Source organism: Rhizobium sp. SVR5-9E (genome assembly GCF_056755095.1).
In genome coordinates this window covers 1-13264 of sequence record NZ_JBNDHS010000134.1, presented here as the reverse complement: position 1 = coordinate 13264, position 13264 = coordinate 1, and the positions used below count along the sequence as shown (strand labels likewise).

General features: G+C 58.4%; 14 protein-coding genes and 4 pseudogenes. 13 read left to right on the top strand and 5 right to left on the bottom strand.

From position 1 onward, the window contains the following. Positions 1–224 precede the first annotated feature (224 nt). From ACPYOJ_RS31850 to ACPYOJ_RS31825, 6 genes and pseudogenes are all read left to right on the top strand, one after another. A pseudogene (locus ACPYOJ_RS31850) lies at positions 225–790 on the top strand (nutrient deprivation-induced protein). Beyond that, positions 783–1199, top strand: coding sequence for a phage holin family protein (locus tag ACPYOJ_RS31845; RefSeq protein WP_481419813.1), 417 nt, complete (start codon positions 783–785; stop codon positions 1197–1199). The pseudogene ACPYOJ_RS31850 and the gene ACPYOJ_RS31845 overlap by 8 nt, the downstream one beginning before the upstream one ends. Beyond that, positions 1199–2212 carry a DUF3618 domain-containing protein gene (locus ACPYOJ_RS31840; RefSeq protein WP_481419812.1) on the top strand — a complete coding sequence of 338 codons (1014 nt, stop codon included), beginning with the start codon at positions 1199–1201 and terminating at the stop codon, positions 2210–2212. Before ACPYOJ_RS31845 ends, ACPYOJ_RS31840 begins: the two co-directional genes overlap by 1 nt. Before the next feature lie 46 nt (positions 2213–2258). Further along, positions 2259–3341: a YihY/virulence factor BrkB family protein gene (locus ACPYOJ_RS31835; protein WP_481419811.1), complete on the top strand. Its 1083-nt coding sequence runs from the start codon at positions 2259–2261 to the stop codon at positions 3339–3341. A gap of 220 nt (positions 3342–3561) precedes the next feature. Beyond that, positions 3562–3753 (top strand): CsbD family protein, encoded by a 192-nt coding sequence (locus ACPYOJ_RS31830; protein ID WP_481419810.1) that lies wholly within the window; start codon positions 3562–3564, stop codon positions 3751–3753. A 122-nt stretch (positions 3754–3875) separates the two neighbouring features. Further along, positions 3876–4149 (top strand): annotated as a pseudogene (locus ACPYOJ_RS31825) (hypothetical protein); the annotation flags it as partial. Positions 4150–6047: 1898 nt separating this feature from the next. Here ACPYOJ_RS31825 and gatC read toward each other — a convergent pair. Next, positions 6048–6248 (bottom strand): annotated as a pseudogene (gene gatC, locus ACPYOJ_RS31820) (Asp-tRNA(Asn)/Glu-tRNA(Gln) amidotransferase subunit GatC); the annotation flags it as partial. A 196-nt stretch (positions 6249–6444) separates the two neighbouring features. On the opposite strand from gatC, the gene ACPYOJ_RS31815 reads away from it, so the two are divergent. The 7 genes and pseudogenes from ACPYOJ_RS31815 to ACPYOJ_RS31785 all read left to right on the top strand — a co-directional run bounded on the left by ACPYOJ_RS31815 (position 6445) and on the right by ACPYOJ_RS31785 (position 10781). Then, the gene (locus ACPYOJ_RS31815) at positions 6445–6753 is read left to right on the top strand and encodes a class I SAM-dependent methyltransferase (protein ID WP_481419809.1); all 309 of its coding nucleotides are present in this window, start codon (positions 6445–6447) and stop codon (positions 6751–6753) included. A 63-nt stretch (positions 6754–6816) separates the two neighbouring features. Next, a pseudogene (locus ACPYOJ_RS31810) lies at positions 6817–7113 on the top strand (thermonuclease family protein). Positions 7114–7473: 360 nt separating this feature from the next. After that, a complete protein-coding gene (locus tag ACPYOJ_RS31805) occupies positions 7474–7674 on the top strand; it encodes a hypothetical protein (RefSeq protein WP_481419808.1) in 201 nt (66 codons plus the stop codon). A gap of 143 nt (positions 7675–7817) precedes the next feature. After that, a complete protein-coding gene (locus tag ACPYOJ_RS31800) occupies positions 7818–8042 on the top strand; it encodes a hypothetical protein (RefSeq protein ID WP_481419807.1) in 225 nt (74 codons plus the stop codon). A gap of 481 nt (positions 8043–8523) precedes the next feature. Further along, positions 8524–8838, top strand: a complete 315-nt coding sequence (locus ACPYOJ_RS31795) for a PepSY domain-containing protein (RefSeq protein WP_481419806.1) — start codon at positions 8524–8526, stop codon at positions 8836–8838. 41 nt (positions 8839–8879) lie between these two features. After that, on the top strand, positions 8880–9488 hold the full coding sequence (locus tag ACPYOJ_RS31790) for a general stress protein (RefSeq protein WP_481419805.1): 609 nt from the start codon (positions 8880–8882) through the stop codon (positions 9486–9488). Between the two features lie 1077 nt (positions 9489–10565). Then, on the top strand, positions 10566–10781 hold the full coding sequence (locus ACPYOJ_RS31785) for a hypothetical protein (RefSeq protein ID WP_481419804.1): 216 nt from the start codon (positions 10566–10568) through the stop codon (positions 10779–10781). 649 nt (positions 10782–11430) lie between these two features. Here the strand turns inward: ACPYOJ_RS31785 and ACPYOJ_RS31780 are convergent. The 4 genes from ACPYOJ_RS31780 to ACPYOJ_RS31765 all read right to left on the bottom strand — a co-directional run. Next, positions 11431–11673 (bottom strand): hypothetical protein, encoded by a 243-nt coding sequence (locus ACPYOJ_RS31780; RefSeq protein WP_481419814.1) that lies wholly within the window; start codon positions 11671–11673, stop codon positions 11431–11433. A gap of 217 nt (positions 11674–11890) precedes the next feature. After that, positions 11891–12463, bottom strand: a complete 573-nt coding sequence (locus ACPYOJ_RS31775; protein ID WP_481419803.1) for a DUF1003 domain-containing protein — start codon at positions 12461–12463, stop codon at positions 11891–11893. A 51-nt stretch (positions 12464–12514) separates the two neighbouring features. Further along, positions 12515–12961 carry a pyridoxamine 5'-phosphate oxidase family protein gene (locus ACPYOJ_RS31770; RefSeq protein WP_481419802.1) on the bottom strand — a complete coding sequence of 149 codons (447 nt, stop codon included), beginning with the start codon at positions 12959–12961 and terminating at the stop codon, positions 12515–12517. 11 nt (positions 12962–12972) lie between these two features. Beyond that, a partial coding sequence (locus ACPYOJ_RS31765) for a hypothetical protein (RefSeq protein ID WP_481419801.1) occupies positions 12973–13264 on the bottom strand: 292 nt, incomplete at its 5' end.

Sequence of the window (13264 nt, the reverse complement as noted above, 5' to 3'; positions counted from 1 at the left end):
CCTTCCTGAGATGCGGCTCCATGACAGTGCATACGCAGCAGCGGGAAAGCCCCCATCTTGTGAGGTCGCTACCTCCTCGATGGCGGCTATTCCCTCATGATCTGCCCACAAAAAAATTGCAGGCCAGAGGTTTCCACGAACCATCTCACCGCAGAGGAACCAATCTTCCGATCGATGGTTCGTGAGATGCGGCAGCCGCCGTCAACCATGCATGGGAGGATTCAATGTCAAACGAGTTTTCAGAAGGCGGGGCAGCGCCCTTGCGCCAACCGCCGGCACACAACGGCGGGTCGAATCCGCCGACGACAAACCAGGCACAGTTGGGGGACCTCAAGGAGAAGGTCGCTGAAGACCTGAGTGCTGCACGCGACACCATCAAGGAAGGCGCCGAGGCCGCGGTCTTCAAGGCGAAGGACGCATCTCCGAGCAGACAAATTTTGCCGCCCGTCAGGTCGGCGGCATCGCGACCGCCCTTCAGAAGGTGGGCTTGGAACTCGAAAAATCCGATCAATCCGAGGTCGGTCGATACGCCGGGCAGATCGGGAGTAGCGTGCAAAGTTTTGCAAAGCAGATGGAGGGACGCGACCTCGGCGAAGTAGCAACCATGGCCGAAGACTTCGGACGCAAGCAGCCACTAGCCTTTCTTGGAATCGCGGCATTGGCAGGGCTGGCGGCCAGCCGCTTTCTAACGGCCTCGGCAAGTCGACCGGCGAAGGCAAGCTCGCGACAGGAGAATACGGGTATTCAATCCGATTTTTCCACGAAGAGCGGAGGGCCTGCAAATGGTTAAACCGACCGAAAACATCCCGCTCTCCGAACTCGTGAGCGGACTCGTGGCCGATCTGACGGGACTCCTACGCAAAGAAATCGACCTCGCCAAGACCGAAGCTTCTGAAAAACTCACACAGGCGCTGGGCGGCATCGAGGTTCTAATCGTTGGCGTGGTGCTCGCGATCGGCGCCGTCGGCGTCCTACTGAGTGCGCTTGTCGGCGGCCTTTCATCCTTTTTGGTCGGCCAAGGCATGACGCAGCCGAACGCCAGCGCGCTTGCCGCACTTGTTGTCGGCCTCATCATTGCCCTGATCGCCTGGGCGATGGTGTCACGAGGCTTGAGCGCACTGCGCGGAAGCAACTTGAAGCTTGATCGCACGACGACATCGCTGCGCCGCGACGTCGATGCCGTGAAGGAGAAGATCTGATGGCCAACTCAATTGAAAAGACATCCTCCGAGCTACAGCGGGAGATCGACGCTGATCGCCTGCGTATTGGAGATCGCATAGACGCCATTCAGGAGCGAATGTCCCCGGGGCAGCTCATCGACGAGGTCCTGGCTTACGCGAAGGGCAGCGGCGGCGGCGAGTATGTCAGAAATCTCGGTCAAGCTTTGAAGGACAATCCGGTACCGGTCGCGTTGATGGGCGTCAGCCTCGCATGGCTCATGGCAAAGCAACAATATCCGTCTTCGCCGGCCACTACATCGAGCGCTGGTTTGGATGATGACTATCCCCTTTATCAGGTCGAGGGACCTGTGCGGCGCATCGGTCCGCCGGAAACCGAAAACGGTGTCCGCTACAGCCATTTCGCCGACACCTCAGGGAAGCGGTTGAAAGCCCTTACCGACGATGCCGGACACCGTGCCGGGCATTTCATGGACGACGCGGGAAAGATGTATCGGGGCTTTGCGGATGCCACCGGAAGGCAGATCGAGCAGATCGCCGACGAGACGGGAGCGATGTTTGACGCCGCGTCGGGATGGGCCTCGAAAACATGGGCTCAGGTCAAGGGCACGGCAAGCAATATCGGAACGCGGGCGTCGGATGCCGCCAGCGCGATCTCGGAGCGCTCGATTTCGGCAGGAACAAGCATGCAACAGCAGGCGAGCAAATTGAACGATGCCATTCTGACCCACTTCCGCGACCAACCGCTCGTCGGCGGCGCTCTCGCATTTGCGGTGGGCGCGGCGATCGGGGCGGCGTTGCCGCATACGGAAACCGAAGACGAGTATCTCGGCGAAGCCGCCGAGGCGGCGAAAGACATGGTTGCGGCCCAGGCGTCTTCGATGATGGATCAAGGAACAGAGATTGCATCCGACGTCTATAGCAAGGCTGTTTCAGCCGCGACCGACGTTCACGATGCTGCCAAGGCTCGGGTGGTCGAGGAGGCCGACGCGTCCAAATCAGGGGTGCGCAAGGGGGAACCGCAATCCCAGTAAGAAGCGTTGCCAACCGCAATTACACCCTGCTGAAAAGGAACTGCCAGTGCCCATTGGTCCCCACATCAAGCTGTCGAGCGTCGCCACCCTCCTTGTCGCGGTGGGCGGCGCACTCGTCGCACTGACGGGGACGCGTGGAGACACGCCAGACGGATCAGGGGAGAACGAACTCGAGGCTGGCCGCGGAAGGGACGCAAGCGTCCCCGAGGCGATCCCTGTGAAAGGGCTGCGCGATGTCTTTTGGCGGGTGATCCACGAAGTCAGCGATGATCGTGTGACACTCATCGCCGCTGGAGTGACGTTCTACCTGTTGTTGGGTCTCTTCCCATCGCTGTCGGCACTCGTCGCGCTCTACGGGCTGATCGCCGATCCGGCCACCATCGGCGACCACCTGCAGGAGCTCTCAGGATTGCTTCCGCCGGGCGCTTTCGATCTCATCGCCGATCGCATCAAGAGCCTCGCCGAAAGCCGCAGCTCGACGCTTGGCATCACTTTCTTCGTGGGCCTTGCCATCGCCCTCTGGAGCACGCATAGCGGCACGCTCGCAGTCTTTGATGCGATGAACGTGGCCTATGAGGAGAGAGAAAAGCGGGGACTGATCAAGCTTAACCTCATAGGGCTATGCTTCACTCTCGGCGCGATGATTTCCGCCGCCACGATGATAGCGCTGGTCGCCGTCATGCCTGTGATGCTTTCCTATCTTTGGCTCGACCAATTCAAGGAGCACATGGCCCTGTTTCTGAGGTGGCCTTTGTTGCTTTTGATCGCGGCGGCAGCGACCACCGCCGTATACCGCTTCGGTCCGAGCCGAAGGCCCGCCAAGCTTCGATGGATGACGTGGGGCGCCGGTCTCGTGACAGTATCATGGTTTGCAATGTCGCTCGGATTTTCGTTCTACCTAAACCACTTCGCCAACTACAACGCGACCTACGGCGCCCTCGGCGCGCTGATCGGCTTCCTGGTCTGGATATGGCTGTCAATCGTCATCCTCATCCTGGGAGGCGAGCTGAACGCGGAACTGGAACACCAGACGGCGAGGGACACCACCACGGGAGCGCCGTTGCCGATGGGATCACGCGGAGCCTATGTGGCGGACACCCTTGGCGAGACCGCAGACCGGCTGCGCTGACCAGCACGGACGCCGCCTTCGCAGCCAGTTAGTCCGGAAGCGTAAGTTCGCCCCATCTCCTGCGTGCCGCGCCTTCGACCCGCCCGGCCCCGTGGTCGCGGTCGTTTGTTTCGAACGCGGGGATCAGAGGCGCCCCGTTAAGAGTTCCAAGCTGTTTTAAATTGAGGGAACGAACTGCTAAGTCGCGGCTTTCCTTTGAGCCGAACAAAGGAGACGGATCATGGGAAGCACATCGGACAAGATCAAAGGCAAGACGAACGAAATCGCTGGCAAGGCGCGTCAGGGGGTCGGCAAGGCCGCCGACAATCGAGAAGAGCAGGCAAAGGGCAGCGTTCAGGAAGCCAAAGGCAAGGCCCAGGTCGCCAAGGGCGAGGCCAAGGACGCCGTCAAGAAGAGCATCGACAAGGCGTAGCCACAAGCAATCCAGCACAGTCCCAATTCAGCCCGCGCTCGTCGCGGGCTCGTTCCACGAAAAGAGGGCGATATGAAAGTCATCGCTTTCGTCACTACGGTCGTCACGCTCGGCTTCTCTCAGGAAACGCATTCGCCCAGGCTGCCGAGGATCCGGCAGTGAACGCATGCAGGTCCACCGGCCTTCTCGCGCTTCAGGAAAGGTCGCCGGAGATCACGGATCTTGTCATGGACACGGAAAGCCTGGCGATCAGCAAGGCCGACACGAAGGTCGAGGACGTACCCATTAAGACCGTCATTCTTGGCGAGGCGTACATCGCTGGAAGGAAAAGACCGGTTCGTCTGCCTGCTCGGCGACAAGGGCAAGGTCCTGCTGACCTTCTTCACCGCCCAGTAGACCATGAGAAGCCGGACAAATTAGCAGGGCGAGGTCGCCAGCTTATCTGGCTGGGAAACGCGGCGTCGGGCGGACATACCGCGCAATCCGCTTGCGGTCGCTAAGTCACAACATTCCGCCGAAGCAGGACAGTTTGAGGTTATGAAACGGAAGATCGCGCAGCCAGAGGCACACCGATATCGTACAGGCTCGGGGTGTCCTGAGGAGTAGCCTTCAAGTCCGGGAGTTGATCCATGACTGCGACTTTGGTTTCGCTCAGCGGCTCACGGGTGGTCGGATCCGGTGGCGGTGAAATAGCCTTCAAACTCATCCTCAAGCTCACCGCAGATCGTATTCCGCGAGCAACTTGTTAGGGTCTCCTTCGACGCGCAGCTTGTCGCGGAACCTAACGGCGTCGGCATAATTCTCGACGGCCTCTGTCCACCAACGGGCGGTGCCTGCACGGCAACGGAGATGGGGCGGCTCACCAGAAGCGTCGCCAAGCCGTACCGGAATTTGTCGAAAGGTCTGTATTCCATGCTCCCAAAACCGTTCTACGGTGGATTTTAGCGCTGACCTCAGATGTTTGGGAGAATTCTGAGGGACCCATTGAAGCCTTAGGTATCCCCCTTGGTGCCCTTAAGGAAACCCCTGCGTCTCAAGTCTCGGTGATTCAACATAACGGCCACTTCGTTTGCCACCTTCTCACTTAGGTTGTCGATGACCAGCCCAAAGACCTCGGCCGGTCGACCCGTGAAGATGTCGATCACCGACCAATAGGGACCGCTGATGTTCTTCCTCACTTTGTACCTGAGGTGTGGCATAGGGTCCTAACTTCGACCCGGAATGTTTGTTGCAAATTTCAGCCCAATCATACATGCAGCACGCCCGGTGCCGCCGGTACGTCAACTCGCGCTTCTGTCCGCTTGGCGGGCAGGAGTGAAGCAGGACCATACGAGGATTATTCACGTGTGAGGCTCCGGCCAAGATAGCCAGTTGCTCCGGCTCTCGCACGCCCTCACGGCGTCCTTGTCCTTCTCGAGCCGTGCTCGCGGCAGAGCCTATCCAGCATATCTTTACAGACGACGACGTCATGGACGCCAGCGGCTGGCTGCCGCCGCGCGATGTTCCGGTACGGTGGCGTACGGTCGGAAAGCCATCCGTGAACGAAGCATTACGCTGCTTGGTACGGCAGCGGACATAAGCTGTGAGGAACCCGCCTGGCCGTCAAAGTTCGGCGACGAGAGGTTCCCATGATACGCCAATTGACAAAGGGACCAAAAGCCGCGTCCCTACAACAGACAGATGGCTCCTGGTCAGTTTTCGATACGGAAACCGGTCTGCCTATCGAGGCGTCGGGACGGAAGCTCACTGGTTTGGCGCGTGAGGAGGCCGACGACATAGCTGCGCAGCTTAACGCGGCTTTTATCGACCACATCTCCGATACTGATGTGGAACACTGAAGGAGCAACGTAGTTGGGTGGAGCTAACCGAAGCTAAATGGAAGGATCACCCAATGCTTTTGAAACTCATCACGGTCTCGGCACTTTCGATCGGTCTTGCAACGTCGGCGATGGCTCAGACTAGCGGCGGCTCGGGCGGGACGGGCGGTTCCGGGAGCACTGGTGGTTCTGGTACCACCAGCGGTTCCGGCACCACCGGCGGTTCTGGCGCCGTTTCAGGTTCGGGCGTCTCAGGCACTGACAACTCAGCTACAAGCACATCCAACACCGAGAAGGACTCCCAGGGCAAGAAAGATTCTTCGGACTGCGTTCAGGGGCAAACAACAACCAATAATGCGACCAAGACGGCGCCTGGGGTAGCCGCAGACGCTGGGGGTAATTGCCAATAACACAAATCGGCCGGTCCAAGAGAAAGCCCCGCGGAGAGCCTGCGGGGCTATCGCATCGGCAGAGTTCGATCAAGCTTTCACGCATCTTCATTTTCATAGGTGTGACCGAGGTCAGCGCCTCGACACCTTCGATGTCCACTTTGGAAAGCTGTTCGACGAAACCGAGAATGCGGTTCAGCTCGCAAACTAAGCGGTTTGCCTCTTCTTCCGATACGGCAATAGGGGCAAGACGCGCAACGCGCTTAACGGTGACAAAGTCGACAGCCATGGCAGGCCTGCGAATATACAACTTCAACCCGCTATGCTTGGCGTAGAAGAAGGCCCGCCAACGCGGGGCAGTCTGATCCAGAGGACCGCGCGGCCTTCCATAAAGGGCGCGGAAGGGTCAAAGCAGTGATTTGCTCGCCACGCGATCCCAATCTAAACAACGACATGGTGGGAGAGCTGTCGGCGCGAGCTGGGTCATGTCAGCAACTACCACCGCAACCGTTAAGGCGACACTTCCCCTGCGCCTGCACTACGCGGAGTCCTTCCGCCACTGGCGTGAACGCTTCATGGCTAACCGTCAGCGCATTGCGACACTCTATGACGAACGGTTTTGTCGCATGTGGGAATTCTATCTCGTTCTGTGCGAGATCGGATTCCGCTTTCGCTCGATAGGGTGTTTGCTTGCCAAGCGGGCAGACGCCGTCCCGTTGACTCGTGATTACATGGTGAACTCGGAACGGACTCATAGTGCGATGGCAAGCTCTCGCATACGGGCAGCGGAATGAGGCGGCACCACTAGCAAGTGCCCGACGTGGACGCCGCACCGTCGGAAACATTTGGTGTAGCGAATAGGCGCGGCCGAAGCCGCGCTTGGTCATTTCATCGGCTTGACGATTTGCGCAGCCTGCTTGGCAAGGCGTAGCCCTTTCGAGGACGGAAGCTTAATCGCCAAGGGAAGGCTGAAAGAGCTTTTGGCTGACAAGGGCTTGCGTGTGGAATGGAGTGGTGTCGTCGACAAGACGCCGTCACATCGGCCGCTGGTGAATATCTATCGAGCGAATGGCCAGGAACTCGGCCAGGCTATTGAGGGAAGGATTTGCTCGAGAATGGCGGCCGGGCATCGAAACGACTGGTGCGGAGAGTAAGCGGGGCCGGAGCCCCGCACGATTATGCAAGTCGCGACGGTTTCAAAATGCCAAGCAGGATGTGGATTTGAGGGACAACACGAGCGCAACCTCCTTCGCCCTCCTCTTGTTCCAGAAACGAGGCCGCCCCAAGACTTCCTGAACCATCTCTCAGCCTCTTCCCGGACTTCTGACTCTGCTAACTGATCGCCTCGTTCTGTCTTCCGAGACGCTTGAATCTCGGCCTGCCGAATTGCCGCGCGTCTCGCCTCTAGGAGGGCGATATTTTTTGAGTTTGATCCATCCCGGCTTCCAGAACATGCCTCTTGTTCTCCCCATTCTGAATGCCGACACAGCCGACCCCGTGTGAGCCATGCGCCGATGAAAGGCGTTATGTCATTCTTCAGCACAGAAAAATTTACAGGAAGATGGGTCGATCCGAAAGTTAAAGGTTTGCTGGAAGATCAGGGAGAGCCGCGCGAGCCCGGCCGGAGAATGTGGCTGCAGATGGGAATGGCTATGCTTGGAGCGATTGCCGGGGTCATCGGTAGTTTGGCGGGGCTGTTCGCCCTTCTCGGCTGAGGCTCACGCATAATGCTTATTGCCCAGGAACAAACGGGCTCTAGATTCCGAGTTTATTCTGGGAACGAGCCATGAGCAAAAACCGTCGAGAGTTTTGGGGAGCTTTCACACGCCGGCCACCGTCACCAAGGATCGCTGCTGACGTGGACGACCCCGCCCTAATTTGCGCATCTGCGGTTTCCCTTTCCACATCAGCACTCTTTTCGGCGCTGATGCTGCATCTGGAACAAAAGGGCATCCTGTCCGCCGAGGATCACCAAGCAATTTATCAGTTCGCAGTCTCCCGGTTGGACACCGATCCAGCCGACGACGGCGGCGTGACAGAGCTTGCGCGCGAGATTATCGAACAGCAGCTTCGGCACAATTGAGTACGCTACCAGACCGGAACAGCAGCGGCATCTCGACGTTAAGTGTTTGGGATCGCGTGGAAGCAACTCACTGCTCTGTCCCTTCCTTGCCCTTTGGAAGTCCGCGCGATGCTTTCTTCGTCGAATTGCCCTGCTTCGGCAGGGCTTCTTTGACCGTAGTGGTACCACCGGGCCTTGGATCGCCTGGTTGGTTTAATCGCACTTGATGACTTGATGGCCCCGGTTGGCGCTTTAACTACTTTATTGCTGTTACCCCCCGAGTACAGTGCGATGCACGGCACGTCCAAGATCCACCTACGCGTCGTGGTGCGCGAACGGGGCCCGGTGACGAAGCGACAACTGAGGCCGACCAAGCTGCGCTGGGAAAGACTCCCTTCGTGATAGCCCGACGTTCTCGTCGAACATGTCGTCGGAACCTAATCGTGCAATGCGAGTTGTCGGCTCACGGACGTGATTGCGTCCCGAGAATGAGGAGACACCAATGAAAACACTGATTTTGGCAGCGGCGCTCATTGGAGTGTCGGCGCTGACGGCTGTCGCGCAGACGGCAGCCCCTTCCAGTGATCCGAACACCTCAGCCGTTGCAACCCCCGACAGCAAGAACCCGAAAGCACCGGTTCCAGGCGCAAACAGCTTCACTGAGGCACAGGCCAAGGAGCGCATAGAGAAGGCGGGCTATATCGACGTTATCGGGTTAAAGCTCGATGACAAGGGTATTTGGCAGGCCTCAGCGGTGAAGGAAGGGAAACCAGCCAAAGTCGCTCTCGACTACCAGGGCAACGTCGTCGCCATGTAATTGGCCCAAGGCGAACTGCTAAAACACTAAGGAGAACACGAATGAGAACCGTGACTGGACTTTTTGACGATTACAATGATGCTACCGCCGCTGTGGAAGCGCTCGAGGATGCAGGCGTTCCCTCCGATGACATCAGCATTGTCTCGAACAATGCCGATGACCGCTACGCGAAGGATCATTCAGGGGCGGCCGAAGGCGGAGTCACAGGTGCGGGGCTCGGCGCTCTTGCCGGCGGTGCAGGCGGCCTGCTCACGGGTCTGGGCATCATGGCGATCCCAGGCGTCGGCCCCGTCGTCGCGGCAGGCTGGCTCGCCGCCACCGCGGTTGGTGCGGCCGCCGGAGCCGTCGCTGGCGGAGCAGCAGGCGGATTGATCGGCGCCCTCACCGATTCCGGCGTTTCGGAAGCCGATGCTCATGTTTACGCAGAAGGCGTCAGGCGCGGGGGATCGCTTGTCACGGCGAGGGTCGACGATGCCCTGGCTCCGGAGGCGGCGGCTATTCTGAAGCGGTCGAACTGGATCGACCCTGTTGAACGCAGGACGGCCTATGAGCAGGAGGGCTGGACGAGATTTGATGACACGCTCGATCCGTACGGACCTGAACAGATTGAGGAGGAACGACGCCGCTATCGCCGTTCGCCGACCGTCTGATCTCTGCGAGACGGTGGCTCTTCGGACTCGGCGCAACCCGGGCTGGCAGGCCGTTTCGCACGCTCGTCAACACCAAAGCGATGCCGATGAAGCTTTCGGTGTGCTGCTGACCATCGGCTACCGCGTTCTAGCAGCAGCTCCCTGGCTGCGTTGGCGTTCACAGATACAAATTTCGGATCGGTTTTCTGAACAATTCGACGCCTCGTTTGTTGGGAACTGTCTCCTCGGAAATGGCGCTATCATTAGCAACCGGCGGAACTCCCGCGTGATGCATGTGAAGATGGATGACGATCGTCACATTCTGGCGAGACGGGACTCGCTGGCGACAGTACGCGTCGTCAGGACGCGCTCGGCCGATGGCGAGGAGGTCGAGGAAGCGCCATGCAATATGCTCCTTGGAAACGCAATCCTTCACCTGGAAGCTCGACGAATCGACAACCATAGTCAATGATGCAAGCGTCATTTTAGAGGGCCTGACGCTCGATTATAGTACATGCCGAGTCCTTTCCAAGAAATTTGGCGGCTGATTGGCCGTCAAGGAATAGTCAAGACGGCGCAATCGGAGCGAGTTTCTGGATAGCGCACTCGGACTATCGAAGCGTTCATGACCGAATTCACCCGGAAAGCCTTATCATAGTCGTTGGGACTTCTTTTTGACCGTAGCACAGATCCGTGAACACTCCGGCACAATCGATGTTGAAATAATGGGTAGCGGAGTTTTCCAACGAACCGCGCGCCCTCTGGCCTTGCATCCAAGCCCTCGGAAGCCCTGCAGGCCAAGCTCAATTCCATGTCGTTTGCAAGTTGTCGGCGTCGCTAGCACCTTTGGGCTAGTATACCTAGGTTAGACCTTCTGGCATTGTGCCATCGGGACGGGTAGTCTGGGGTGAACCGGTTCCACGCTGAAGGTTTTTTCTGAAGGCGATCCCTGCAGTGCTGCTGAGGCTCTTCTTAGAAGTAAGGCGGGCCTTTGTTGCACATCGTCCGCCAGAAGCTGATAGCGGGCGTCGGCGACTATTCATTTTGATCCTCGGAACGATCGGACGCCCGTGGCGTTTGCCATGCAAGGAGTGCGATATGAGGGAAAAAGGGAAGAAGATCGTTGAAGCAACGGTGAAGGTCGGCGGTAAGCGCGTGCCGGTCGGGATCATGAATGTGGGACAGGCGCTAGATATGCCAGCAGAGGAAGGGATGAAGTTCAGCCATCCCGATAGGAAGCCGGGAGAGACCGACGTTCTCCTTAGCCGAAAAGAACTAAAACAAACCGTAAAGCGCGGAAATGACACGGGCTGAGCGCGCGGATGAGCTCCCATGCCCGGCGCAGCGAGAACAGGGGCTCTCCCCGTCGCTTCACCGGAACATAGTGGAGCTTCGATCGTTTAACCAAGTGAAATCGTGCGGTAATCTTCGTGGATTCCTTCCGTTACCCTCATACGGAAAGGCCTGCGATTCCACCTTGTAAACGCCAAACTTCCCCGCTCTGACGGGGCTTCTCTTTTGGGGCTGGGTCTGTCAAGCAAAAGGTTATGCTCCGCGTCGCCGCGGCGCAGTTACGGTCATTGTAATAGTTTAAGAGTGACGGCTCTGGCACGCCGGATAGTAATGAGCGCCCGCCAGGGCTCTGGCTTCTCTTCGAGGTCGGCGCGTGACCGCTTCATGATCGGGTCGGATGGAGAGGCATCTCAATCTTTTTTCCGAAACTGTTAGCTCTAAGCTGACGTCCAGCCCCGCCTCGAGATTGCCTACCCACTCGTCCCTGAACGGGACTTCTATCCGCGGCGAAGCGGAACCCTTAACTCAATCTATCAGGCGGCCCTGGCCTCCCAGCGATAGGGTGTGTTGTCGACCCACATCCGATGCAGAATGATTGCCAGGCGTCGAGCCACCGCCACGGTAGCCTTCGCAATGCCTCGCCGACGAGCGATGGTGAGGCCCCACGCCTTCAACGGCGAGTTCCGCTTCGAGTTTCGCAGCAGGATCCCGGCGGCTTCGACCGGCGCCCATCGTATCGCGGCATCACCGCATTTCGAAATGCCCCGATCCCGATCGATCTCACCGGATTGATAGCGCGAGGCGTCAATCCGAAGTGGGTAGGAACGGAGCGCGACCGGCGGAACCGCACCAGTTCGTCGACGCCGGCCCGAAAACTCAGGGGGGCCATCGGCCCGACGCCGGGTGCCGTCATCAGCAGCTTGCAGGTGTCGTCGCTCTCGGCCAGCCGTTCCATGGCCCTTTGCAGGTGCCGAAACTGCTCTCTCAGCACGCGGCGAAGGTGCCGCGCACAATTACGCGCGGGGGTGGACCATGAACTTGGGGCAGCCGGACGTTTCCAAGTCTTGATGCGAAGAGAGGCTTTTAGCATGTCAATGTGCCCAGCTATAGCCCCCCTTTGCGGTCAGGCGTTATTTCGTCGAGGCGACCACTAGCCGGGTCAGCATGTCGATCTGCTCTTGTTGCTGTGCGACCAGGGCTTTGACGTCCGTGTTCCGCAACTCGTCAAGCTTGTCATGGAGAGCCATGATCTCGATTTCCGCTTTCAGATTAACCTCGTAATCATGGGATGCGTCGACACGGTCCTTTGCAGCGTGCCGGTTCTGGCTCATCATGATGACAGGCGCTTGAACGGCCGCCAGCATCGAGAGGATCAGGTTCAGAAATATAAACGGATAGGGATCAAAAGCGTGCGAGGCTGCGATCAAATTGACGGCCACCCAGATGGCGAGCGAAACGGCGAAGATTATGATAAATGTCCAAGAACCGCCGAATTCCGCGACCTTGTCTGCCAATCGTTGAGCCGAGGTAAGCTTCTCGTCAAATGACTGATTTGCATCGCGGGTAATTGCCCTTCGTGAAACCAGTCGGCGGAAAACCGCTTGCTCCCGCTCCGTCAGTAGCTCGAACGGCTTTCCCAGGTATCGGTTGGCACCAAGCGAAATTTCCTGCGCAGATATTTCGCGCACTATCTCTGCAGACATGATCTCCTCCGGACGTACAAAGTTGTCGCGACTTCAGGGAGTTCGCGCCCTTCAAGACGCAACGAGTTCCCTGCCAGATATCTGAGCAATCGAGATGCTGAAGAAGATCGGAGCCTCCTTATCCTCCGAGCCGGTGCCCGGCTTGGAGGAGCCGGGCTCCCACCACAATGAGCGCTTTTGCAATAGAGACCAGGCGTAAAGACGTTCGTTGTGCCGCTCCGCAGTGTCCGGCAGTTCCTGGTAGGTGCCTTGAACGACGACGCTCTTCCAACGGTGATGTTCGCCGCTTTCCTCCACCTGAAGGCATGCGTTCGGATTGCTACGCATCCAATCTACCTTTTGCCCCGCCAGGGAAAAGACATAGAGCTTTTCCGCATCGAACGCATAGTGGACGGGCACGACGTAAGGTCGGTTGTCGTGGACACAGGCAAGATGCCCAACATTTCCGTGCGCAAGAAGTTCCCGGCTTTCGCGCTCCGTCATTTCTCTCACGCCCATTGATGGTCCTCCTAGCTCTGAAACTCGGGTATGGAACGGCGCGATGCTCGGCGCTTGTTTGAAGGGGCAATGGTTTTCGCCGCTGCGTCCCGGTCCATGTTCTGGAATGTTGCCTCGAAAAGCTCCTGCGCATAGGCAATCGCAGAATCGGAATCCGAGGATGAGAGCTTGATGTCTTTGCATTTCAACCGCATCGCACGGCGAATGGCCGACAGCGCCTGTTGGGCTGCATATTTGTCACCGGCTTTCACGAGCAGGCTCAACGAGGTCATTGCGACAACCTCCAATACCGTTATACGGCCC